Below are 22518 nucleotides of genomic sequence, written 5' to 3' on the forward strand. Positions count from 1 at the left end.
AGGGAGATTCTGGACGGTGGGACCCCGCCGCGATCAGGCGGCCTCGACGTCCGCGCCCTTGTCCTTGAGCGTGCTGGCGTAGACGTCCACGTACTCCTGGCCCGACAGGCGCTGCACCGCGTCCATGATCTCGTCGGTCATCGCCCGCTCGACCTGGCGGTCGTCGGTGATGCCGGCGTAGCGCGAGAAGTCGAGCGGCTCGCCGATGCGGATGCCGATGCGGACCGGGCGCCAGAAGCGGGACCCGACGGGGTTCGCCTGGTCCGTCCCGATCATCGCGACGGGGACGACGGGCACGCCGGCCTCGAGCGCCATGCGCGCCACCCCGGTGCGGCCCTTGAACAGCCGGCCGTCGGGCGAGCGCGTGCCCTCGGGGTAGATGCCGAACAGCCGGCCCTCGCGCAGCACGCCGATGCCGGTGTCGAGCGCCGCGCGCGCCGCACGCCCGTTGCCGCGCTCGATCGGGACCTGGCCCATGCCGGTGAAGAACCACCGCTTGAGGGTGCCGAGCACGCCGGGCTGCGTGAAGTACTCCGCCTTGGCGGGGAAGGCCATCCGGCGCGGCACCATCAGGGGCAGGACGAAGGAGTCGAGCACCGCGAGGTGGTTGGACGCGACCAGCGCGCCACCCCGCCGCGGCAGGTTCTCCGCCCCCACCACGCGCGGACGGAACGCCACGCGCATGAGCGGGCCGAGCAGCACCCACTTCATGATCCAGTACAGCACTCGCGCTCCCGTCCGACCGCCCTCGTCGCTGGGGGCGAGCGTAGGGCCCGCCCGCGGCCCGACACAGTCCCGGCGCCACCCGTCACACGACCCGATCGGCCCCCTCGGAGGCCCGGCGATCATGCGAACGGCCGCCCGCGACCCCGTCGGGTGGACCGCCCGGCGCGACACGGGCACCACCGCGTGACCCGGGCGTGTGGGACATGCCACGATAGGGTTCCCGATCCGCTCCCACCGCCTCGTGCGGTCCCTGTGCCGCGCCGCCCACGCCGTTCGTCGGAGGATCCACCGTGCCCGTCCTGCCCGGAGCCGAGCCCTTCGTCTCCGATCCCGGCGACGGCTCGCGCGAGATCGGCGTGGTGCTCAGCCACGGGCTCACCGGCACGCCGCAGAGCATGCGGGCGTGGGGCGAGTTCCTGGCCTCCGACGGCATCGGCGTGCGCGGGCCCCGCCTGCCGGGCCACGGCACGCGCTGGCAGGACCTCAACCGCACCCGCTGGACCGACTGGTACGGCGAGGTCGAGCGCGCCGTCGACGACCTCCGTCGCGAGTACCGGTCGGTGTTCGTGTTCGGGCAGTCGATGGGCGGCACGCTCACGCTGCGCCTCGCGCAGGAGCGCGGGGACGACCTCGCGGGCATCGCGCTGGTCAACCCGTCGGTCACGACGCTGCGCAAGGACGCGACGATCGCGCCCTACATCCAGTGGATCGTGCCCTTCGTGCCGGGCGTCGCGAACGACATCAAGAAGCCCGGCGTCACCGAGCTGGCCTACGACCGCCTGCCGACGCGCGCCGTGGTGTCGCTGACGACGCTCTGGCGCCTCGTGCGCGCCGATCTCGAACGGGTGCGCCTGCCCGTCCTGCTGTTCCACTCCCCCACCGACCACGTGGTGGAGCCGGTCAACAGCACCCTCGTCCTCCAGGGCATCTCCTCGCACGACGTCACCGACGTGGTGCTCGACGACAGCCACCACGTGGCCACCCTCGACAACGACGCCCCGAGGATCTTCTCCGACAGCCTGGCCTTCGTCCGTCGCGTGCACGACGACCGCATCGGCGGATCGCACGCCACGGACACCGCCGTCGCCACCCCAGGGACCCCCGCATGACCGCGCCCGAGCCGGACGAGACCCGCCCCGACCCCGCGGACAGCGGCGTCGGCGATCCCCACCGTCCCGGCGTGCCGGACGACATCGACGCGGCCTTCGCCTCGATCGTCGCCGACTGGGCGGCCACCGGGGCCCCCCGATGGCCGGACGAGGTGCCCGACCCGGACGACGCGTCGGGCCGGGAACACCCGTCCACCGGGCTCGGCACCGCGACGCCCCCCGGCGGCCAGCGCCGGCCGCGCGACACGTTCGACGCCGACGTCCCCCGCCCCGCCGCGCGTCCGGGTGCCACCCCGCCCGCTCAGGACCCGCCTGCGCGCGACGTGCCCCGCGCCTCGCCGAAGCCGGCCCACGACGAGCACTTCGTGCCCCCGGAGCCCCCTCCGCTGCCGCGCCTCGGCGTGAGCAGCCTGCTCGGGCTCGGCCTGCTGATCGTCGGGGTCGTGCTGCTCGCCGTCCCGGGCCTGCTCGGCGGGCCCGTCGGCCTCGGCATCGTGCCCGGGCTGCTGGCGATGACCGCCGGCCTCGGGTGGCTCGTGTTCGGCCTGCGCCGCGGGCGCGACGCGGGCGCCGGCGACGGCTCCGACGACGGCGCGATCCTCTAGACGCCCGACCGCTCGCGGGCGTCGAGGGCGGCGCCCACCATCCCGGCCCGACCGCCCAGCGTCGCGGGCCGGATCTCGGCCGGCCGGCGGTGCGCTCCCCCGGTGACCTCCTCGGCGTAGCGGCGGCGCGCCTGGTCCAGGAACAGGGTCGACGACGCGGACACCTCGCCGCCCACCACGACGACGTCGGGGTCGAAGACGTCGGCGACCAGGGACAGCGCCTGCCCGAGCCAGTCGGCGAACTCGTCGACGACCCGCCCGGCCAGCACGTCGCCCGCCTCGGCGGCCCGGGCCACGTCCCAGCCGGTGATCGGCTGCGCGCGCTCCCACGGCGCCCGCAGCACCGAGAACTCCTCGGTGTCGGCGACGAGCTCCTCCGCCGAGCGCCCCAGCGCGGTCCCGCTGCAGTAGCGCTCGAGGCAGCCACGCTTGCCGCACGGGCAGGGCCGGCCGCCCCGGACGACCGTGAGGTGCCCGAGCTCGGGGGCGACGCCGTGGGCCCCGCGGAACACGGCCCCGTCGACCAGCAGGGCCGCGCCGATCCCGGTGCCGAGGGCGACGAGGACGGCCACCCGGGCGCCCGCGGCCGCGCCGACCCGGTGCTCGGCCAGCCCCGCCGCGTTCGCGTCGTGCTCGATCACCACGGGCAGCTCGAGGCGGGCGGCCAGCCGTTCGGCCACGGGGTCGTCGCGCCACGGCAGGTGGGCGCCGAACGCCACGGTGCGCCGGTCCGGGTCGACGAACCCGGCGATCGCCAGCCCGACCGCGCCGACGTGGTGCTGCTCGGTGAGACCGCGGACGAGGTCGACGATCGCGTCGTCGAGGCCGGCGGCGTCGCGGGCCGTGGGCGTCGCCGCGGTGGCGATGACGGTGCCGTCGGCGTCGATCACCCCGGCGCGCACCGAGGTGCCGCCGATGTCGACCCCGACGGTCAGCACGGGGTGTCGCCGGCGGACTCCCCGTCCCCCTCTGTCCGGTCTGTCCGGTCTGTCCGGCCGGAGCGCGCGGGCCGCCGGATGGCGATGCGCTGCACCGACGGCCGCGGCACGGCGGCGGGCGGGCCGGCAGCGGGCGGAGCGGCAGCGGGCGGAGCGGTCGGGCGCGCGGGCCGCCCGGGGGGCGGGGCCGGCGCCTCGGGGGCGGTCCGCTCGGGTCCAGCGGTGGCGGGCGGTGGTCCGGAGGCGACACTCGGGCGCCGGGGCGCCGGGCGGGGTCCGCCACCCGGGGGACGCGGCCCGGGCGGGGGTGCGGCGCCGCGGGATGCGGCCGGGCCGGTCGGCCCGGTGGCGGTCGGGCCGGTGGTGGTCGGCCCGGTGGCGGTCGGGCCGGTGGCGGGCGCGTCGGTGGTCGAGGGCTCCCGGAACGCGGCCGAGCGCGGCGACGACCGGCGGATCGGCACACGCCGGCCGTGGGCGCGCGAGCCCGCCGGGGTCGGGGCCGGCCGGGGGCTCTCGGGCTCCGGGGTCGGCGGTCCAGGGATGTCGGGCTCGTCGACCCCGGCCGCGTCCCCGGGGACGGGGTCGGGCGCACCCGTGCCCCACCCGTCCCACGCGCCCCACTCGGCGGGCCAGCCGGGCGGTGGGGGTGGCGTCGTGGATGCCGCCGGCTCCGTCGCGGTGTGGTGCCCGTGGTGGTGGCCGTGCTGGTGCCCGTGCGAGGGGTCCTGGTGCGCCTGCACCATCAGCCGCAGCAGGGCCATCAGCGCCGTGGCGTGCTCGGTGAGGCGGGCGGTCAGCTCGGGCTGCTCGCCCCGGAACGCGGCGACGAGCGCGCAGATGGGGCACCAGGTGCACGGCCCGGGGCTCTGGGACGGGCGCGCCGACGCCGCCCCGGGGTCCGGCATCCCGGCGTCGAGCCCGTCGACCCGCGTCCCGAGCCAGTCGAGCAGCGCGGACGCCGTGGCCCGCGCCTCGTCCGTGAGGTGGTCCCGGTCGGCGCGCCCGAACCCGCCCTGGGGCCCGGTCACGTCATCCACACGGAGCGGTCGGGGCGGAAGACCACCGAGAGCAGGTCGTCGGAGAGGTCGGCACCCGTGACCTCGCAGCGCCGGAGCACGGGCGGCAGGGCCACGGCGCGGCGGCGGCCGTCGACCGTCACCGCCAGCTCGTCGCCGATACGGGCGAGATCCACCTCGGCCTCCCCGATCCCCGAGACGTGCAGGTCGAGCACGAACTCGCTCTCGGGCTGCGTGCCGGTGCCCGCGGTCCGCCGCACCGCGACGAGCGCGCGCCCGACCGGCCCGTCGAGCGGGTCGTCGTCGCCGTAGAGGGTGTCGGCGAGCACCGCGAGGGCGTCGACACCGACGGGCTCGCCGGCGTGGTGGGGCACCCGACGCACGGGCACGTCCCCGCCGGCACCGACGAGGTCGGCGAGCACCGCCTCCTGCTCCGCCCGCCGCGCGCGCACCCACGTCGCGGCCTCGCCGCGTCCCTTGCCGGCGTCGGGGACCAGCCGGTTGGCCACCATCCCGTCGACGTGCAGCCCGTGCAGGGCGAGGGCGGTGAGGGTGCGCCGGGTCTCGGCCGCGACCACGCGCTCGGGGGTCAGCACGAGGCGGATGGTCGTCGTGCGGTGGTCGGCGAGCAGGGCCCGCAGGCCCGCGAGCTGCTCGGCGAGGCGGGACAGCGAGGCCGCGGCGGCGTCCCACCGGGCCACGGTCGCGCTGCTGCCGGCGATCCCGGCGAGGACGCCGCGCACCGCCCGGCGGTGGGTCGGGAACAGGCGCTCCAGGTAGGAGCCCAGCGCCTCGGGCAGCGCGAGCAGCCGCAGCGTCTCCGCCGTGGGACCGCAGTCGACGACCACGACCTCCCACGGCCCGTCGACCGTCGCCCGGCGGACGTCCTCGAGCGCGAGGAGCTCCTCGACGCCGGGCAGGACGGTCAGCTCGTCGGCGACCATCTCGTCGACCCCGGCGCCGGCGAGCAGGGTGCGGAGCTGGGTGCGCAGCGGCTCCCACGCCTCGTCGACGAGCGCGCGGGTATCGATGTGCGCCGCGAACAGACCCGGGAAGGTGTCGGGGGCGATCTCGGCAGGGGTGCCGTCGAGGGACACGGCGAAGGCGTCCCCGAGGGAGTGGGCGGGGTCCGCCGACAGGGCCAGCACCTTGCGCCCGGCCCGCGCGAGCGCCACCGCCGTCGCCGCGGCCGTGGTGGTCTTCCCGACCCCACCCTTGCCGGTGAACAGCAGGACCCGCACTAGCCCTCCACGCGGCGCTTCAGCCCGGTCAGTGCCTGATCCATGATCCGCTTCTCGGCGCGGCGCTTGAGCATGCCCGGCAGCGGGACGCTGAGGTCCACCGACAGCGTGTACGTGACCTCCGTCGTCCCCCCGTCCTCGGCCAGGCGGTAGCGGCCCCGCTGGGAGCGCTGCATCTGGCCCGACACCAGATCCCAGGTGACGCCGTCGTCCACCCAGTCGTAGGCCAGCACGTAGGTGTCCTTGATCGGCCCGGCGTCGAGCGAGAAGCGGACCTGCTCGGGCCGTCCCTCGTCGTCGTGGGTGAGCACCGTGGCCGCGGTGATCGAGTCCGCCCACTCGGGATAGGCGTCGAAATCGGCGATGACCCCGAGGACGTCGGGGGCCGGCGCCGCGATCGTGATGGATTGCGTCGACTCGTCGGCCATGGCGCGAAAGGCTACCGCCGCGCCCCCGGCGGGCGGCACGCGCCGTGCGGCCGGGGACATGACCCGTGACCCCTGCCTCACCCCGTCACGCGGACGTGACCGGGGACTCCCCGCCGGGCGGCACACCGGGCGGCCGCCCGGCCTCCAGCCGGTCCTTGAGCGCGAACGCCACGGCCTTCGCGGCCCGCTGGCGGCGCACACCCTCGCGCGTCGCGGCCCGGCGCGAGAGGGGCTCGCCGACGGGATCGACCCGCAGGAACCAGTGCAGCACCGTGCCGTCGCCGACGGCCTCGAGCCACACCTCCATGCTGCCGGTCCAGGCGTCACCGACGACGCTCCAGCGCACGCCCTGCGCGCCCCGGTCGGTGAACACCCGCAGCGCGAGGTCCGGCCAGAGCCGGCGCCAGGCGGCGGGGTCGGCGAACTCGGCGGCGAGGCGCTCGGGGGGCACGGCGAGGAAGGTCTCGTCCACCACGTCCACGGTCGCCACGCCGCCAGCGTGACAGGACCCGTGCCGTACGCCGTCCGGGGCTCCGTGGCGATGGGTGGGCGGATTGTCCGGCTACCGGGAGGTAGTCCCCCGCGACTATGGTCACAGCCGACGCAGCGAGGCGCGCGGGGCAGGAGTTGGAGCGAGATGCAGCAGTACACGGAGCCGGCGACCGCCAAGGTGGCCGACGACGACAACCTCACCGCCGCGCCGTGGGCCAACGCCGAGGCGCACGGCAGCGACGTCGCCTACCGCCGCCTGGTCGACGACCAGTGGCAGGACGTGACGTTCTCGACCTTCCGTGACGAGGTCGCCACCGCGGCCAAGGGCTTCCTCGCCGCGGGGCTGCAGCCCGGCGACCGGGTCGGCCTCATCTCCCACACGCGCTACGAGTGGACGCTGCTCGACTACGCCCTCTGGGCGGCCGGCGCGGTCACCCTCCCGATCTACGAGACCTCCTCGTCCGACCAGGTCGAGTGGTGCCTGTCCGACTCCGGCGCCAAGGGCGTGATCGTCGAGTCCGACGAGCACCGCGCCATCGTCGAGAACCTGCGCGAGAAGCTCCCCGAGCTCGAGCACGTCTGGCAGATCGACGGCGCCGACGGCGCGGTGAGCGCCCTGCGCGACGCCGGTGCGGGCGTCGACGACGCGACGCTGGAGCAGCGCCGGACGTCGGTGCACGCCGACGACCTCGCGACGCTGATCTACACCTCGGGCACCACGGGCCGCCCCAAGGGCTGCGAGATCACCCACCGCAACCTGCTGTTCGAGGTGCGCGCCGTCGCCGACACGTTCTCGGACCTCATGCAGCCCGGGAACTCGACGCTGCTGTTCCTCCCGCTCGCGCACATCTTCGCGCGCGTCATCCAGTGCGCCGCGATGGAGTACCGCTACACGATCGGCCACTTCGCCGACACGAAGAAGCTGACCACCGAGCTGCCCCGCTTCCAGCCGGACTTCCTGCTCTCCGTGCCGCGTGTGTTCGAGAAGGTCTACAACGGCGCCAAGGTCAAGGCGCACAACGACGGCAAGGGCCGGATCTTCGACATGGCCGAGGCGACGGCCGTCTCCTACAGCGAGTCCCTCGACGCGGGCGGCCCCGGCCTCGTCCTGCGCCTGCAGCACGCCCTGTTCAACAAGCTCGTGTACGGCAAGCTGCGCGCCGCGCTCGGCGGGAAGTGCACCGGCGCGGTCTCCGGCGGCTCGGCGCTCGGCGCGCGCATCGGCCACTTCTTCCGCGGCATCGGCGTCCCGATCCACGAGGGCTACGGGCTCACCGAGACCAGCGCGGCGATCACCGCGAACCCGAACCGGGCGGTCAAGGTCGGCACCGTCGGCAAGGCCATCCCCGGCGTCACGATCGCGATCGGCGAGGACGGCGAGATCCTCGCCAAGGGCGACGTGGTGTTCCGCGGCTACTGGAACAACGAGGAGGCGACGGCCTCGACGATCGTCGACGGCTGGTTCCACACCGGCGACCTCGGCAGCCTCGACGAGGACGGCTACCTCTCGATCACCGGCCGCAAGAAGGAGCTCATCGTCACCGCGGGCGGCAAGAACGTCGCCCCCGCGGTGCTCGAGGACCGCGTGCGCGCCCACCGCCTCATCAGCCAGGCCCTCGTCGTCGGCGACAACCGGCCCTACATCGGCGCGCTGATCACCCTCGACCCCGAGGCCCTGCCGGGCTGGAGCTCCGAGCACGGCAAGGACGCCTCCGACGCGGCCACCCTCGCCGGGGACGCCGACCTGCAGGCCGAGATCTCGGGCGCGATCGACGACGCCAACCGCGCCGTCTCCAAGGCCGAGGCCATCAAGCAGTGGCGCATCCTGGAGAGCGACTTCACCGAGGAGAGCGGCGAGCTCACGCCGACGATGAAGCTCAAGCGCAACGTCATCACCGAGAACCGCGCCGCCGACATCGAGGCGGTGTACGAGCAGCGCTGAGCCGCTTCTCTGTCGCAACGAACGCGCTGTTCGCTGCCTCTACGCGCGCGAACTCCCCGTTCGCGCGCCGGATCTAGCCGGCGGCCAGCGCGCGCAGGCGGGCGGCGCGGGCGTCCCAGGTCCAGTCGGCGCGCATCCAGCGCCGGCCGGCCTCACCCATCGCGCGCGCGGCGTCGGGGTCGGCGAGCACGCTCGCGAGGGTGTCGGCGACGTCGGTGGCGTCGCGGCCGTCGACGAGGCGCCCCGTCTCCCCCGGCCGGACGGTCTCGGGCGCGCCACCGGAGCGCCCGGCGACCACGGGCACCCCGGCCGCCTGGGCCTCGAGGAGCACGATCCCCAGCCCCTCGACGTCGAGGCCCCCGCCGAGCGTGCGGCAGGGCAGCGCGGAGACGTCGGCCGCGGCGTGGTGCCCCGCGACCTCGTCGGGGGCCATCGGGCCGGTGAACACCACGTGGTCGGCCACCCCGTGGCAGCGCGCGAGCCGACGCAGCCGGTCGCGGTCGGGCCCGTCGCCGGCGACCATCAGCGCCGCCCCGGGCACCGCGGTCCGCAGGCGCGGCAGGGCGGCGATCAGCACGTCCTGGCCCTTGCGGCGCACCAGCCGCGACACGCACACCACGAGCGGGCGCTGCCCCAGCCCGTGTCGGCGGCGGATCGCCTCGCGGGCGCCGGGGTCGGGCCGGAACCGGGCGGTGTCGATGCCCGACGGCAGCGGCTCGAGGGCGGCCTCCGGGCCGAGGGCCGGCGCGATGCGGCCGCGTGTGTAGCGGCTGACGGTGGTGACGACGTCGCAGTCGCCCCCGATGCGCCGCAGCGCCTGGCGGCTGCCCGGCAGCATCGACCAGCCGACCTCGTGTCCGTGGGTGCTCGCGAGCACCCGACGGGCGCCGCGGCGCCGCAGCGCCGGCGCCATCAGCCCGAGCGGCGCCGCCGCCCCGAACCACACGGTCTCGATGCCGTGGGAGCGCACGAGCTCCCCGGCCCGCCGGGTGGCGCCGGGCGTCGGCAGCATCATCGTGGTCGGCAGGCGGTGCACCTCGAAGGGCTGCGCCGCGTCGAACGTCCGGCACGCCTCGACGGCCTCCGGCGAGCGCGCCCAGGTGGACGCGAGCACCACCAGCTCCTCGGGCGGCAGATGCGTGGCGAGGGCGTGGAGGTAGGACTGGATCCCGCCGGGCCGGGGCGGGAAGTCGTTGGTGACCAGCAGCGTGCGCGCCACCGCGGGAGCGTGTCACGGGCCCCCGCGCGCCCCGCGACGGGCTACGGGGCCCAGCGACGGATGAACTCGACCGCTGCCGCGTCGATGACCTCGGGGTGCGAGGCGCTCAGGAAGTGCTGCCCGCCCTCGACGACCCGCAGCTCGGCCTCCGGGGAGCGCGTGAAGCGGCCGATCTCGTCCTGGGCGTTGGCCACCGAGTAGACGGGGTCCGCCGTGCCGTGCAGCCAGAGGACCGGGCACCGGACCTCGTCGAGCCTGCCGTGCAGCCCGTCCCGGTCGCGCAGGTTGATCGAGCTCGTCCGCAGACGCCTGCGCCCGGCGTCGCCGGTGTAGTTCTGCTGGTGGGTCGCGTGCCAGAACTCCCGCTCCTCCGCACTCACGTCGGGACCGAAGCCCTCCGCGAGCACCGCGTCGACGAGCTCGACGGGGATCACCCAGTCGTCGCCGACGGGCTCGGCGAGGGCGTCGATCGCGGGGGTGCAGAAGGAGATGCCGTCCCAGCAGCCGAGCTCGCGGCTCCGCGGGCTCTCGAAGTCCATCGACGTGCCGAGCGGGAGGACGCCCTGGACGACGTCGGGGGCGAGCAGCGCCATGCGCACGGCGATCCAGCCGCCCTGGGAGGTCCCGAGCACGAACGCCCGGTCGATGCCGAGGGCGTCGAGGACGCCGAGGGCGGCCGCCGCGCTGTCCCAGTAGGTGTAGTCGGCGTACCCGGCGCGGGTGCTTCCGTGGCCGTAGGGCTCGATCGCGAGGAGGTTGGCGGTCCGCCGGAGCTCCTCGTCGGCGAACTGCGGGCGGTAGAGATCCACCGACGTGGTGAACGAGTTGGACAGGACCAGCGTCGGGAGCGACGCGTCGTACGGCGCGGCGAGCGCGTACCCGATGGTCGAGGAACCGAGGTGGGGCACGGTGATCGTGTCGGCGACGCTCATGGTGCGGAGCGTGTGACCCGGACCACGGTCGTGTCAATCAGCGGGGTCGGTCAGAGGACGACGCGCCGCACGCCCGAGAGGCTGCGGCGGACCTCGGAGACCTTGACGACGTCGCCGGACTGCGGGGCCTCGAGGAACTTGCCGTCGCCGACGTAGAAGCCGACGTGGGTGACGGGCTCGTTGAAGAACAGCAGGTCGCCGGGCCGGGCGTCCGGGAAGGACACCGGGATGCCGATCAGGGCCTGCTGGCGCGACACCCGCGGCAGCCCGACCCCGACCTGGCGGTAGGCCCACTGCACCAGCCCGGAGCAGTCGTAGGTGCTCGGACCGGTGGCGCCCCACAGGTAGGGCTTGCCCTGCTGGGTCAGCGCCATCTTCAGTGCCTCGATGGCGATCCCGGTGCCGGCGATGTCGGTGGGGAAGTTCGTGGTGCCACCGCGGCGCAGCGCGGCCAGGGTCTCGGGTGAGGCGTCGGCGAGGGCCTGCTCGGCCGCGGCGACCTCGCGGTCGGCGTCGTCCTTGCGGCGCTGGGCGTCGTCGGCGGTGCGCTGCGCGTCGGCGGCGGAGCGCTCGGCGTCGAGCGCGCGGGCGTCGGCGTCGCGCTCGGCACCCTCGGCGACGGCGGTGGCGTCGAGGAAGCGCTGGACCAGGACACGGTTCTCCTCGGAGATGGTGTCCAGCAGCGAGGTGCGGTCCAGGTAGGCCTGCGGGGACTCGGCGCCCAGCAGCGCGCCCAGCGGGTCGAGCTGCCCGCCCTGGTAGGCGGCGCGGGAGACCTGATCGACCGCGGTGAACGCGACGTCGCGCTCGGCGCGGGCGGCGTCGGCGACCTCGCGGGCGGCGTCGGCCTCGCCGCGGGTGCGGTCGGCCTCGCCCCGACGGACCCCGAGCTGCTCCTCCGCGTCCAGCGACGCCTCCGTGGCGTCGGCCGCGCGGGCGTTGGCCTGGGCGAGGGACGTGACGGCGTCGGAGGCTCCGGGCGGGACGATGGGGTCGGCCCACGCGGACCCCGTGGGCCCGGCTCCGAGCCCAGCCCCGGACCCGAGCAGGGCGACGACGGCCGTGACGACCACGGCCACCGAGAGGCGGCGGCGAACGCCGCGATCCGCGGGGCGGGGAGACACCACGGTGTCGTCGGGTCCTCTCTGCGCTGCCCGGCACAGCCGTGACCCCGGACCCTCCGGCCATCCGCACGGGACGGCCCGGGACCGGACGTCTCGGCCCCCGACGGCCACCATCCGGAGCCCACCGCGCCGTGCTCGGGCAGCGGTGGGTGCGCGGACTCTAACCGACCGTGCTCGGCCCTCCGCACGCGGCGGCGGCGATCGGTGGGCGCCCGGGCGGCGGACGGCCCGGCGCGCACCGGGCGGCGCGCGTTCACCCCACACCCCGGGCCCGCCGCGCCCCCACGGCGCCGGCCGGACGTTCGCGCGGCGGCGCCGCCGGGGGCACCAGCCGCAGCCGCGGGATGAGCCCGTGGTCGGCCAGGACCTCGAGCGCGCGCTGCTCCACCGGACCGAACTCCAGCGGCAGCGGGCCGCCGGGCTCGTCCGTGGACGGCGTGGCCCGGGACGGGACCGTCGGCGTGCCGAGCAGCACCCCGACGACGCAGTCGTCGCAGGCGATGTCCCGCACCGTGCAGGTGTCGCAGTCGATGAGCACAGCGGCCTCCCAGTGGTGTCGACGGCCTCTCGACGGCCTCGACGCCCTCGGCCCCCGGCAGGTCCGGGGTCATGCTGCGCACGCTAGGAGCGACCCCCGACAACGCCGGTCCGCGCGACCGGGCGGGGCCCCCTCGGATGCACTCAGATGCGCGCGAGCCGGCCCAGCAGGACGCTCGAGGGCACCGGGTGGGCGCCGCTGCGGCGCACCGAGTCCACGACGGCGCGGTCGGACGTCACCACCACCAGCGGCCGGCCCTCCGGCTCCGCCCCGACCAGGGAGCGGATGAGGTCGTCGGCGAGCACGCCGGCGTCGCTGAAGAGCACCCGCACCCCGCGCACCGAGTGCGTCGGCACCCCGGTGATCCCCGCCCCGTCGAAGACGAGCGTGGTCTCGGCACCCGTACGCGCCGCCAGCGGCTGGACCGCGGCGACCAGGCGCTCGCGCTGCGCGGCCAGCGACAGCTCCGGCCACCCCGTCTTGGTGACGTTGTAGCCGTCGACCATGAGGTGCACCTCGGGCAGCGCGAGCAGCCGGTCGAGCGCGGCCGGGTCGGTGACCCGGGCCTTCGGAGCCGCCCCGGTCGCCCCCGCCCCGACCAGCTCCGCGGGCCGCGTCCCGGAATCCCCCGGACGCAGGCCGAGCTCCCGGCGCAGGCCCTCGGCGGCCCCGGCGACGGTGTCGACGAGCAGGGCCAGGCGCGCGTCGTCGGCGCGCCGTGCCTCCACCGAGGCGCGCCGCACCCCGGCCAGCTCGTCGGCGGCACGACGCGCGCGCTCCTCGGCGTGGGCCGCGGCGTCGCGGGCCCGGTCCCGCTCGCGCCGCAGCTCCGCCATCTCGGCGCGCAGCCCGCCCTCGCCCGCGTCGCGCGCGGCCCGCAGCTCGGCGGCCTCGTCCTCGGCGCGCCGCACCCGCGTGCCCTGCTCGCGCAGGCGGGCGCGCAGCTTCGCGATCTCGTCGCGGTTCTCCTCGGCGGTGGCCTCGACCGCGGCGCGGGCCTGCTCGCGGTCCGCGCTGAGCCGCCGCACCTCGCCCTCGAGCTTCTCGACCTTCGCGACCGCGGCGTCACGCTCGGAGCGGGCGCGCGCGGCGTCGGCGCGTTCCCCCAGGCCGCGGACCAGGACCGAGCCCTCGTCCCGGCCCTCGAGCACGGCGACGGCCGCGGCGTGCACGGGGTCGGGGACCTCCGGACGCCACCGCGCGGGCCGCTCCTCGGTCCACCAGCCGACGACGGACGCGGCGAACCCCTCCGCGCTCCCCAGCGCCGTGAGCAGCGGCCCCGCACCCGCCCGGGCCCGCTTCGACGGCGCGAACCGGGACACCGCGCGCACCGGCGGGGGCAGATCGGTGACGGGCATGTGCCCGACGGCCACGGACGCGAGCTCGGCCACCTTGGCCCGCACGGCCTCGGGCGCGCGCTCGAGGAGCTGGACGCGGACGGCGGCCCGGGCGGCCTCGTCGGACGCGTTCCCGGGGGCCTCCCCAGAGGTGGGCGCGTCGGAGGCGGGCGCGTCGTCGGCCGCCGCGGGTGCCCCCGTCGCTGCACCGTCGCCGCCGGCCTCCATGACCGCCCAGGCTAGCCCTGCCGGGGCCACCGTCCGCGCTGGTGAGCCCGGTGCGGCGCGTGCTCGACCCGGGACTGTCGGGGGGCACCCCTAGCGTCCCGCCGCGATGGACGCCCCCGCCCGTCCGGTCACCGGTCCGGACCCCCAGCTCTCGTTCGGCGAGCTCGGCACGCCCCTGTCGGCCGTCACGTTCGTCGTGGTCGACCTGGAGACGACGGGCGGGCCGCCCGACTCGGACGCGATCACCGAGATCGGGGCGGTGAAGGTGCGCGGCGGCGAGATCGTCGGGGAGTTCGCGACGCTCGTCGACCCGGGCGTCGCCGTGCCCCCGCAGATCGTCTCGCTCACCGGCATCACGACGGCGATGGTCCGCGACGCCCCGCGGCTGCCCGCGGTCCTGCCCGGCCTGCTGGAGTTCTGCGCCGGGGCGGTGCTCGTGGCCCACAACGCGCCGTTCGACGTCGGGCACCTGCGCGCGGCCTGCCGGCGTCACGGCCCGTCGTGGCCGCGCCCGGCGGTGGTGTGCACGGCGCGGCTCGGGCGCCGCGTCCTGTCCCGCGACGAGGCGCCGTCGTGCCGGCTCTCGGCCCTGGCGGCGCTCTTCCGCGCGGGCACGCGCCCGATCCACCGCGCGCTGGACGACGCGCGGGCCACCGTCGACGTCCTGCACGGGCTGCTCGAGCGCGTCGGCGGCCGCGGCGTGTCGACGCTCGAGGACCTCCTGGCGCTGCAGGTCGAGGTCAGCCCGGTCCAGCGCGCCAAGCGCCACCTGGCCGACGCCGTCCCCGAGCAGCCGGGCGTCTACCTGTTCCGCGGGCCGGGCGACGAGGTGCTCTACGTCGGCACCAGCGGCGACCTGCGACGACGCGTGCGCTCCTACTTCACCGGCGGCGACAAGCGGGCGCGCATCAAGGAGATGATCGGGCTGGTCGAGCGGGTCGACTGGGTGGTGTGCGCCCACGTCCTCGAGGCCGAGGTCCGGGAGCTGCGCCTGCTCGCCGGGCACGCGCCCCGCTACAACCGGCGCTCGAGCTTCCCGCACCGCGGCTGGTGGGTCGCGCTCACCGACGAGCCCTTCCCGCGGCTCTCGGTGGTCCGCACGCCGCGCGCCGACGCCGTCGGGCCCTTCGGGCGCCGTCCCGACGCCGTGGCGGCGGTCCAGGCCCTGCAGGACGCCCTCCCGCTGCGGCCGTGCACCCAGCGCATCCCGGCGCGCGGCGCCTCCGGGACGCCGTGCGCGCTGCACGAGATGGGCCGGTGCGGGGCGCCGTGCGCGGGTCACGTGGACGTCGCGGCCTACCGGCCCGTGGTCGACGACGCCCGGGCGCTGGTCCGCGGGGCCGACGACACGGGGCTGCGCCGGCTCTCGGCGGCGGTGGGCGACCTCGCGGCCGCCGAGCGCTTCGAGGACGCCGCGGCCCACCGCGACCGCCTCGCCGACCTCGCCGCCGCCCTCGGGCGCGTCCAGCGCCTCTCCGCCGTGGCCGGGGCGCCGGAGATGATCGCCGCCCGCCCGGACGGCGAGCGCGGGTGGGACCTCGCGGTCGTCCGGCACGGACGCCTGGCGGCGGCCGGGCGTGCCCGCCGGGGCGTACCGCCGATGCCGGTGGTCGAGGCGCTCGTGGCCTCCGCCGAGACCGTGCGCCCCGGCGACGGCCCGCTGTGCGGCGCGCCGCCCGAGGAGGTCGCCGTCGTCACCCGCTGGCTCGAACGGCCGGGGACGCGGATGGTCCGCACCACCACCCCGTGGGCGATGCCGGCCGCCGGGGCCGGCGCGTGGGCCGGGTGGGTCGGACGGGCCCGCGAGGCGCGGCGCGAGCCTGCGGGGGCGCCGGGCGAGCCGCCCTAGACTCTCGGCACCCGGGGCCGGGCAGCCGGTCCCCGAGCCACACCCGAGCGACGAGGAGGGCCCGTTGATCACGGCCTTCGTGCTGGTCCACGCCGACGCCGACCACATCCCCGAGACCGCCCAGGCCATCGCGGACCTCGACGGCGTCGCGGAGGTCTACTCCTGCGCCGGCGACGTCGACCTGGTCGCCGTGGTGCGCGTCCGGGAGCACGAGCAGCTCGCGGACGTCATCGCCGGCGGGCTGAGCCGCGTGTCGGGGGTGCGCAGCACGTCCACGCACATCGCGTTCCGCTCCTACTCCTCGAGCGACGACGCCTCGGCGTTCTCGATGGGGCTCGACTAGCTCGTCACGCCCCGGGAGACGGCCTCAGTCACGCACGGCGCGGGCGACCGCCGACCAGCGCTCGAGCAGAGCCCCGGCGGCGCCCGAGTCGACCGCCTCGGCGGCCCGTCGCATGCCGGTCGCCACGCCGGCGTGCAGGTCGGTCATCGCCGTGCCGGTGACCGACTCCTCGTGGGCGGCGAGCGCGGCGCCCGCGTTGAGCAGCACCGCGTCGCGGACCGCTCCGGGCTCGCCCGCGAACACCGCGCGGGCCACCGCGGCGTTGTGGGCGGCGTCCCCGCCCCGCAGCGCCCCGGGGCCGGAGACCGGCACGCCCAGGGCGGTCGGGTCGAGCGTCTCCACCCGCACCCCGCCCGGTCCGGCGTGCCAGACGGTGGTCGTCGTCGCGGTGGTGACCTCGTCGAGCCCGTCGTCGCCCCGCACGACCACGGCGCGGTCCCCGCGGGCGGCGAGCACCTCGGCGAGGATCGGCGCGAAGCGCACGTCGGCGCACCCGATCAGCGCCGCGCCAGGGCGGGCCGGGTTGGTCAGCGGCCCGAGCAGGTTGAACGCGGTCGGGACGCCGAGCTGGCCGCGCACCGGGCCCGCATGGCGCATGGCCGGGTGGAAGACCTGGGCGAAGCAGAACCCGATGCCGACCTCGGCGACGCAGCGGGCGACGGCGTCGGGACCGAGGTCGACCGGCACGCCGAGGGCCTCGAGCACGTCCACCGACCCGCTCTGCGACGACGCGGCGCGCCCGCCGTGCTTGACGACGCGGGCACCGGCCGCGGCCATCACGACGGCCGCCATCGTCGAGATGTTGACGGTGTGCGCGCCGTCGCCGCCGGTGCCGACGATGTCCACCACCGGACCGGGGACGTCGACGGGCCGGGCGTGGGCGAGCATCGCCGTCGCCAGCCCCGCGATCTCCGGCGCCGTCTCCCCCTTGGCGCGCAGGGCCACGACGAAGCCCGCGACCTGCGCGGGCGACGCCTCGCCGGACATCACCTGGTCCATCGCCCACTCGGTGTCGTCCGCGGCGAGGTCGTGGCCCGCCAGCAGGCGCCCGAGCAGGCCCGGCCAGCTCGGTGGCGTCCCCACCGTGGCCGTCACCCGCGGACGGCGGGCGCGGCCCGCTCCCGCAGGACGGTGGCGACGGTCTCGGCGGCGGTCACCGGGTCCAGCGGCTGCACGAGGACCGCGTCGGCCTGCGACCAGGTCGCGAGCCAGTGGTCGTCGCGGCGCCGGACGACGACGATGATCGGCGGCGGGTCGTCGCTCTCGTTCTTGATCTGGCGGCACACCCCCATCCCGCCGGTGGGCTGCGCCTCGCCGTCGAGGACCGCGAGATCGATCTCGCCGGCGTCGAAGGAGCCGAGGACGTCCCCGATGCTGTCCGCCTCGACGAAGCGCAGTCGCGGCAGGTCGGGCGCGGGGCGGCGCCCCACGGCGCTGGAGATGGCCTCGCGCACCTCCGGACGATGGCTCATCACCACGACCGTGAGTGTGGGGCTCGGGGCGGTCATGGGGCGGATGCTATCCGGCGGTGCCCGACGGCACCGAGCCCCACGACCACCCGCCGCGCCACGCCCGGCGATCGGTACGACGAATCGACGTACGACGGCGGGTAGGAGAACCTGCAGGTGAGGGGCGTGCAGGTCGCGACGGGTGCGGACCGTCCCCCGAACATCGCACGATCCGCCCTCGCCCCGACGGGCTGGTGTCGGGCAGAGGTGTCATCATGACGCCCGTGACGACCGCCCAGGGTGCGCCGGCGCCTTCCTTCAGCGCGAGGATTCACTCCCTCAACCGGCCCAACGTCGTGAGCGTGGGGACCATCATCTGGCTCTCCAGCGAGCTGATGTTCTTCGCCGGGCTGTTCGCCATGTACTTCGTCGCGCGCGCGAACGCCACGGAGGGATGGCCACCGGAACCCACCGAGCTCGACGTGCCGTACGCGCTGGTGAACACGATCATCCTCGTGGCCTCCTCGTTCACGTGCCAGTACGGCGTGTTCGCGGCGGAGCGCGGCGACGTGTTCGGCCTGCGCCGCTGGTACGCGATCACGTTCGTGATGGGCACGATCTTCGTGCTCGGGCAGGTCCTCGAGTACCACACGCTCGTCACCGAGCACGCGACGACGATCTCCAGCAGCTCCTACGGGTCGGTCTTCTACATCACGACCGGGTTCCACGCGCTGCACGTCACGGGCGGTCTGATCGCGTTCATCCTGCTCATAGCCCGCACGTTCCTCAGTCGGTTCACACCGGCGCAGGCCACGGCGGCGATCGTCGTCTCGTACTACTGGCACTTCGTGGACGTGGTCTGGATCGGCCTGTTCGCGGTCATCTACTTCATCCGCTGACCCGTGTCGGCGACCCCGCAAGCCCCGCAGGACCAACCGCACCACCACCGAGGAGAGCTCGAGGTTGGGCACCCGATGAGTGACGAGAAGCCGCGATCCGCCCCCACCCGGGCACGTCGCGGGACGAAGATGCGCCGGCGCCTGTCCGGGATGCTGGCCCTGGGCGTCGCGCTGGTCGCCGTCGGCGGCCTGTACACGGTGTTCACCCCGGAGCCGGACCAGGCGCTCGCGGCCGACCCCGCGATCGTGCGCGAGGGCCAGCAGATCTACGACAACTCCTGCATCACGTGCCACGGCACGAACCTGCAGGGCGTGGAGGGGCGCGGCCCCAGCCTCATCGGCGTCGGCGAGGCCTCGGTCTACTACCAGGTCTCCACCGGCCGGATGCCGCTCGCGGCCCAGGGTGCGGCGGCCGAGCGGAAGCCCCCGCGATTCGACGAGGCCCAGATCGACGCCCTCGGGGCGTTCATCCAGGCCAACGGCGGCGGTCCGGTGACGCCCGAGGAGAGCGGCGAGGCGCTGCGCGGCCGCGACCTCGGTCGCGGCGGTGAGCTCTTCCGCCTCAACTGCGCGTCGTGCCACAACTTCACCGGCCGTGGCGGCGCGCTGTCCCAGGGCAAGTTCGCGCCGAACCTCGACCCGGCGAGCGAGTCGCAGATCTACGCGGCGATGCTCTCGGGCCCGGCCAACATGCCCACCTTCGCCGACACGCAGCTCTCCCCCGAGGAGAAGCGCGACATCATCGGCTACATCAAGTCGGTGGGCGCCGCGAACCCCGCGAAGAACCCCGGCGGCGCGGAGCTCGGTGGCTTCGGCCCCGTACCGGAGGGTGTCGTCGCGTTCTTCGTCGGTCTCGCCGCCCTCATCGGTATCTCTCTGTGGATCGGATCCCGCCAGTGAGCACGCGCCCCGCTGACCACGGCGCCAACGCGCCCACCGAGCCCCACCCCTCGGACGCCACCCCGCGCATCCCGTCGGACGACGAGCTCGCCCGGATGAGCACCGACGACCTCGTCCGTCTGGGCAACCAGATCGACGACCTCGAGGTCGTCTCGGACCGCGAGCGGTTCCCCGTGCCCGGCACCCGCGCCGAGAAGCGGGCCGAGCGCCAGGTCGCGGGCTGGTTCATCATCGCCGCCCTGGCGGGCGTCGCCTTCCTCGTGGCGTTCATCGCCTGGCCCTGGGAGTACCGAGGGCCCGGCGAGGAGGGAGGCATGCTCTATTCCCTCTACACGCCGGTCATCGGGTTCCTCTTCGGCCTCTCGGTGTTCGCGGTGGGCATGGGCGTGATCGCCTACTCGAAGAAGCTCCTGCCCGAGGACCTGACGATCCAGCAGCGTCACGACGGCCGGTCCTCCGAGGTCGACCGCCGCACCGCGGCCGCCCGCCTCGTCCAGACGGGTCAGCAGAGCGGCATCACGCGCCGCAAGCTCGTCTACCGGTCGATCGGTGCCGCCGGCGGGGTGCTCGGCCTCGGCGTGCTGGTGGCCGCCTTCGGGGGGCTCGTCAAGAACCCGTGGAAGGAGGGGCCCAACTCGCCCCTGCTCATCACGGGGTGGCACTCCGAGGACGGCGAGCGCGTCTACCTGCGGCGCGACACCGGTGAGTCCGAGCAGGTCGTGCTCGTGCGCCCCGGTGACCTCGCCCCGGGCGCGATCGAGACGGTCTACCCGTTCAAGGAGTCCCAGCGCTCGCACCCGGAGGAGCTCGCCGAGGAGCTCCACTCGGCCGACTCGCCCGTGATGCTCATCCACCTGCGGCCCGACGTCACCGTCATCAAGCGGGCCGGCCAGGAGGACTTCAACTACGGGGCGTTGTTCGCCTACTCCAAGATCTGCAGCCACATGGGCTGCCCCACGTCGCTGTACGAGGACCAGACCAACCGCATCCTCTGTCCCTGTCACCAGTCGCAGTTCCAGGCGAACGAGTACGCCAAGCCCGTCTTCGGCCCGGCGACCCGTCCACTGGCGCAACTGCCGATCTCGGTGGACGATCAGGGGTATCTGTACGCGCGCAGCGACTTCATCGAACCGGTGGGTCCGGCGTTCTGGGAGCGAAGCTCATGAGTGCGATCACCACACCCACCCGTAGAGGCGGCGGCACGGCGATGAAGCTCGCCGGCACCGCCGCTGACGAGGCGGACAGCCGGTTCCACCCCGCCGGGCCCCTCCGTCGTCAGATCAACAAGGTCTTCCCCACGCACTGGTCGTTCATGCTGGGCGAGATCAACATGTACGCCTTCATCGTGCTGCTGATCTCGGGCACCTGGCTGGCGGTCTTCTACGACCCCTCGATGACCGAGGTCACCTACAGCGGCGTGTTCCAGCCGCTGCAGGGCGTCTCCATGAGCCGGGCGTACGAGTCGACGCTGGACATCTCGTTCGAGGTCCGCGGCGGCCTGTTCATCCGCCAGGTCCACCACTGGGCCGCGCTGCTCTACGTCGCGGCGATGATCGCGCACATGATGCGGACGTTCTTCACCGGAGCGTTCCGCCGCCCGCGCGAGACCAACTGGGCCCTCGGCGTCGTCCTGCTGCTCACCGGCATGATCGAGGGCTTCATCGGCTACTCGCTGCCCGACGACCTGCTCTCCGGCACCGGCATCCGCACGGGCGTCTCGGCGATCGTCATGTCGATCCCCGTGATCGGCACCTGGTTGCAGTTCGCGATCTTCGGCGGCGAGTACCCGGGCGACATCATCATCCCGCGTCTGTACATCGTCCACGTCTTCCTGCTGCCCGGGATCATCACCGCGGTCATCGCGGTGCACGTGGCACTGGTGTGGTTCCAGAAGCACACCCAGTTCCCCGGCCCGGGCCGCACCGAGCGCAACGTCGTCGGCGTCCGCATCCTGCCGACGTTCGCCACCAAGGCCGGCGGCTTCACCGTCGTCTCGGTGGGCCTCATGGCGGCGATGGGCGGCATTTTCCAGATCAACCCGATCTGGAACCTCGGCCCGTACAACCCGGCCAAGGTCTCAGCGGGCTCGCAGCCCGACTGGTACATGGCCGTGTTCGACGGCGCCGTCCGACTGTGGCCGTCGTGGGAGATGTACCTGTTCGGCCGGTACACGATCCCCGCGATCTTCTTCCCGGCCGTGATCGGCATGGGCATCCTCACCACGCTGCTCGCGCTCTACCCGATGATCGAGCGCAAGCTGACCGGCGACGACGCCCACCACAACCTGCTGCAGCGCCCGCGTGACGTCCCGGTGCGGACGGCCACCGGCATGATGGCCATGGCCTTCTACTTCTGGCTGGTCGTGGCGTGCGGCAACGACATCATCGGCTACACGTTCGACATCTCCCTGAACGTGATGACGTGGATCGGGCGCATCGGCCTGCTCGTGCTCCCGCCGCTCGTCTACTTCGCGACCTACCGGATCTGCCTGGGCCTCCAGCGCGGCGACCGCGAGGTGCTCGAGCACGGCATCGAGACCGGGCACATCAAGCGCCTGCCGCACGGTGAGTTCGTCGAGGTGCACCAGCCGCTGGGTGGCGTCGACGAGCACGGCCACGCCGTCCCGCTCGCCTACCAGGGCGCCAAGGTGCCGAAGCGCATGAACGACCTCGGCGCCGCGGGCCAGCCCCTCAAGGGCGGCTGGTTCCGTCCGGACCCGGCCGACGAGCAGGAAGCCCTCACCGGTGGTCACGGTGGCGGCGACCCGCTGGAGGTCGAGCCCGGCGAGCAGCGCGAGCTCGCCGGCCGCCCGGACGCCGGGCGCCCGCGCGACATCCAGGAGTAGATCGTCCGCACGACACGGGCCGGGAGCGTCATCGACGCTCCCGGCCCGTCGTCGTTGTCGGGTCCTCCCCCGGCGCCCGGACGCCGGGAGGGCGTGCACCGCTGGTGCAAGCCCTGCGTCCACGCTGGCACTGAACGCCAGGATCGCCACAGCGTCGCTCGAGCGACACGCCGAGGACAGCGCGGCGGGCTCGTGAGCGGCTCCGGGTGGACGGGAGAGGCGCCCACCCATGCCCTGAGCGCCTCACAGGGCCTCTGAGGCCACGGCCAGCTCGCTCACCGGGGACGGGCGCGGGTGCCGCGGGGCTCGTCATCCGGTCGCGCTCTGCTCCTGCGGCTCGCCGGGCACCTGGTGCTCGT

General features: G+C 75.1%; 22 protein-coding genes. 9 read left to right on the forward strand and 13 right to left on the reverse strand.

Annotated features, from left to right (window positions below; translation table 11 throughout):
- Positions 1-33: 33 nt before the first annotated feature.
- Complete coding sequence (locus PH191_RS28605; RefSeq protein ID WP_274198030.1) at positions 34-726, reverse strand: lysophospholipid acyltransferase family protein; 693 nt, start codon at positions 724-726, stop codon at positions 34-36.
- Between the two features lie 290 nt (positions 727-1016).
- On the opposite strand from PH191_RS28605, the gene PH191_RS28610 reads away from it, so the two are divergent.
- Both PH191_RS28610 and PH191_RS28615 read left to right on the forward strand, forming a co-directional pair.
- Positions 1017-1835, forward strand: a complete 819-nt coding sequence (locus tag PH191_RS28610) for an alpha/beta hydrolase (protein WP_274198031.1) — start codon at positions 1017-1019, stop codon at positions 1833-1835.
- Positions 1832-2440 carry a hypothetical protein gene (locus PH191_RS28615; RefSeq protein ID WP_274198032.1) on the forward strand — a complete coding sequence of 203 codons (609 nt, stop codon included), beginning with the start codon at positions 1832-1834 and terminating at the stop codon, positions 2438-2440. Before PH191_RS28610 ends, PH191_RS28615 begins: the two co-directional genes overlap by 4 nt.
- On the opposite strand, the gene PH191_RS28620 is transcribed toward PH191_RS28615, so the two are convergent.
- The 5 genes from PH191_RS28620 to PH191_RS28640 all read right to left on the reverse strand — a co-directional run bounded on the left by PH191_RS28620 (position 2437) and on the right by PH191_RS28640 (position 6553).
- Complete coding sequence (locus PH191_RS28620; RefSeq protein WP_274198033.1) at positions 2437-3378, reverse strand: ROK family protein; 942 nt, start codon at positions 3376-3378, stop codon at positions 2437-2439. The two genes, PH191_RS28615 and PH191_RS28620, sit on opposite strands and share 4 nt — an antisense overlap.
- Positions 3372-4406, reverse strand: coding sequence for a hypothetical protein (locus tag PH191_RS28625; protein WP_274198034.1), 1035 nt, complete (start codon positions 4404-4406; stop codon positions 3372-3374). Before PH191_RS28625 ends, PH191_RS28620 begins: the two co-directional genes overlap by 7 nt.
- Positions 4403-5635 carry an ArsA family ATPase gene (locus PH191_RS28630; RefSeq protein ID WP_274198035.1) on the reverse strand — a complete coding sequence of 411 codons (1233 nt, stop codon included), beginning with the start codon at positions 5633-5635 and terminating at the stop codon, positions 4403-4405. Before PH191_RS28630 ends, PH191_RS28625 begins: the two co-directional genes overlap by 4 nt.
- The gene (locus PH191_RS28635; RefSeq protein WP_274190203.1) at positions 5635-6063 is read right to left on the reverse strand and encodes an SRPBCC family protein; all 429 of its coding nucleotides are present in this window, start codon (positions 6061-6063) and stop codon (positions 5635-5637) included. Before PH191_RS28635 ends, PH191_RS28630 begins: the two co-directional genes overlap by 1 nt.
- Before the next feature lie 85 nt (positions 6064-6148).
- On the reverse strand, positions 6149-6553 hold the full coding sequence (locus tag PH191_RS28640) for a polyketide cyclase / dehydrase and lipid transport (RefSeq protein WP_274198036.1): 405 nt from the start codon (positions 6551-6553) through the stop codon (positions 6149-6151).
- Between the two features lie 147 nt (positions 6554-6700).
- On the opposite strand from PH191_RS28640, the gene PH191_RS28645 reads away from it, so the two are divergent.
- Complete coding sequence (locus PH191_RS28645; RefSeq protein ID WP_274198037.1) at positions 6701-8497, forward strand: AMP-dependent synthetase/ligase; 1797 nt, start codon at positions 6701-6703, stop codon at positions 8495-8497.
- A 73-nt stretch (positions 8498-8570) separates the two neighbouring features.
- Here the strand turns inward: PH191_RS28645 and PH191_RS28650 are convergent, their stop codons facing one another.
- From PH191_RS28650 to PH191_RS28670, 5 genes are all read right to left on the reverse strand, one after another.
- Positions 8571-9716, reverse strand: coding sequence for a glycosyltransferase family 4 protein (locus tag PH191_RS28650; RefSeq protein WP_274198038.1), 1146 nt, complete (start codon positions 9714-9716; stop codon positions 8571-8573).
- Between the two features lie 41 nt (positions 9717-9757).
- Complete coding sequence (locus PH191_RS28655; protein ID WP_274198039.1) at positions 9758-10648, reverse strand: alpha/beta fold hydrolase; 891 nt, start codon at positions 10646-10648, stop codon at positions 9758-9760.
- Positions 10649-10698: 50 nt separating this feature from the next.
- Entirely contained in the window at positions 10699-11775 is a 1077-nt protein-coding gene (locus PH191_RS28660; RefSeq protein ID WP_274198040.1) for a C40 family peptidase, read from the reverse strand.
- Between the two features lie 250 nt (positions 11776-12025).
- Entirely contained in the window at positions 12026-12310 is a 285-nt protein-coding gene (locus PH191_RS28665) for a hypothetical protein (RefSeq protein ID WP_274198041.1), read from the reverse strand.
- A gap of 143 nt (positions 12311-12453) precedes the next feature.
- On the reverse strand, positions 12454-13875 hold the full coding sequence (locus PH191_RS28670; protein WP_274198042.1) for an NYN domain-containing protein: 1422 nt from the start codon (positions 13873-13875) through the stop codon (positions 12454-12456).
- Between the two features lie 106 nt (positions 13876-13981).
- Here PH191_RS28670 and PH191_RS28675 point away from each other — a divergent pair, with 106 nt between their 5' ends.
- Both PH191_RS28675 and PH191_RS28680 read left to right on the forward strand, forming a co-directional pair.
- The gene (locus tag PH191_RS28675) at positions 13982-15724 is read left to right on the forward strand and encodes a DEDD exonuclease domain-containing protein (protein WP_274198043.1); all 1743 of its coding nucleotides are present in this window, start codon (positions 13982-13984) and stop codon (positions 15722-15724) included.
- A 64-nt stretch (positions 15725-15788) separates the two neighbouring features.
- Positions 15789-16067, forward strand: a complete 279-nt coding sequence (locus PH191_RS28680; RefSeq protein WP_274190212.1) for an Lrp/AsnC family transcriptional regulator — start codon at positions 15789-15791, stop codon at positions 16065-16067.
- A gap of 24 nt (positions 16068-16091) precedes the next feature.
- On the opposite strand, the gene trpD is transcribed toward PH191_RS28680, so the two are convergent.
- Both trpD and PH191_RS28690 read right to left on the reverse strand, forming a co-directional pair.
- Positions 16092-17150 (reverse strand): anthranilate phosphoribosyltransferase, encoded by a 1059-nt coding sequence (gene trpD / locus PH191_RS28685; protein ID WP_274198077.1) that lies wholly within the window; start codon positions 17148-17150, stop codon positions 16092-16094.
- A gap of 8 nt (positions 17151-17158) precedes the next feature.
- Positions 17159-17575, reverse strand: a complete 417-nt coding sequence (locus PH191_RS28690) for a response regulator transcription factor (protein WP_274198044.1) — start codon at positions 17573-17575, stop codon at positions 17159-17161.
- A 215-nt stretch (positions 17576-17790) separates the two neighbouring features.
- On the opposite strand from PH191_RS28690, the gene ctaE reads away from it, so the two are divergent.
- From ctaE to qcrB, 4 genes are all read left to right on the forward strand, one after another.
- Positions 17791-18414 carry an aa3-type cytochrome oxidase subunit III gene (gene ctaE, locus PH191_RS28695; protein ID WP_274198045.1) on the forward strand — a complete coding sequence of 208 codons (624 nt, stop codon included), beginning with the start codon at positions 17791-17793 and terminating at the stop codon, positions 18412-18414.
- Positions 18415-18489: 75 nt separating this feature from the next.
- A complete protein-coding gene (gene qcrC / locus PH191_RS28700) occupies positions 18490-19314 on the forward strand; it encodes a cytochrome bc1 complex diheme cytochrome c subunit (RefSeq protein ID WP_274198046.1) in 825 nt (274 codons plus the stop codon).
- Positions 19311-20480 (forward strand): cytochrome bc1 complex Rieske iron-sulfur subunit, encoded by a 1170-nt coding sequence (gene qcrA / locus PH191_RS28705; RefSeq protein WP_420791862.1) that lies wholly within the window; start codon positions 19311-19313, stop codon positions 20478-20480. Before qcrC ends, qcrA begins: the two co-directional genes overlap by 4 nt.
- Complete coding sequence (qcrB, locus tag PH191_RS28710; protein ID WP_274198047.1) at positions 20477-22159, forward strand: cytochrome bc1 complex cytochrome b subunit; 1683 nt, start codon at positions 20477-20479, stop codon at positions 22157-22159. The genes qcrA and qcrB overlap by 4 nt, the downstream gene beginning before the upstream one ends.
- Positions 22160-22518 lie beyond the last annotated feature (359 nt).

The sequence above is a fragment of the Actinomycetospora callitridis genome (genome assembly GCF_028737265.1).
GTDB classification, from domain to species: domain Bacteria; phylum Actinomycetota; class Actinomycetes; order Mycobacteriales; family Pseudonocardiaceae; genus Actinomycetospora; species Actinomycetospora callitridis.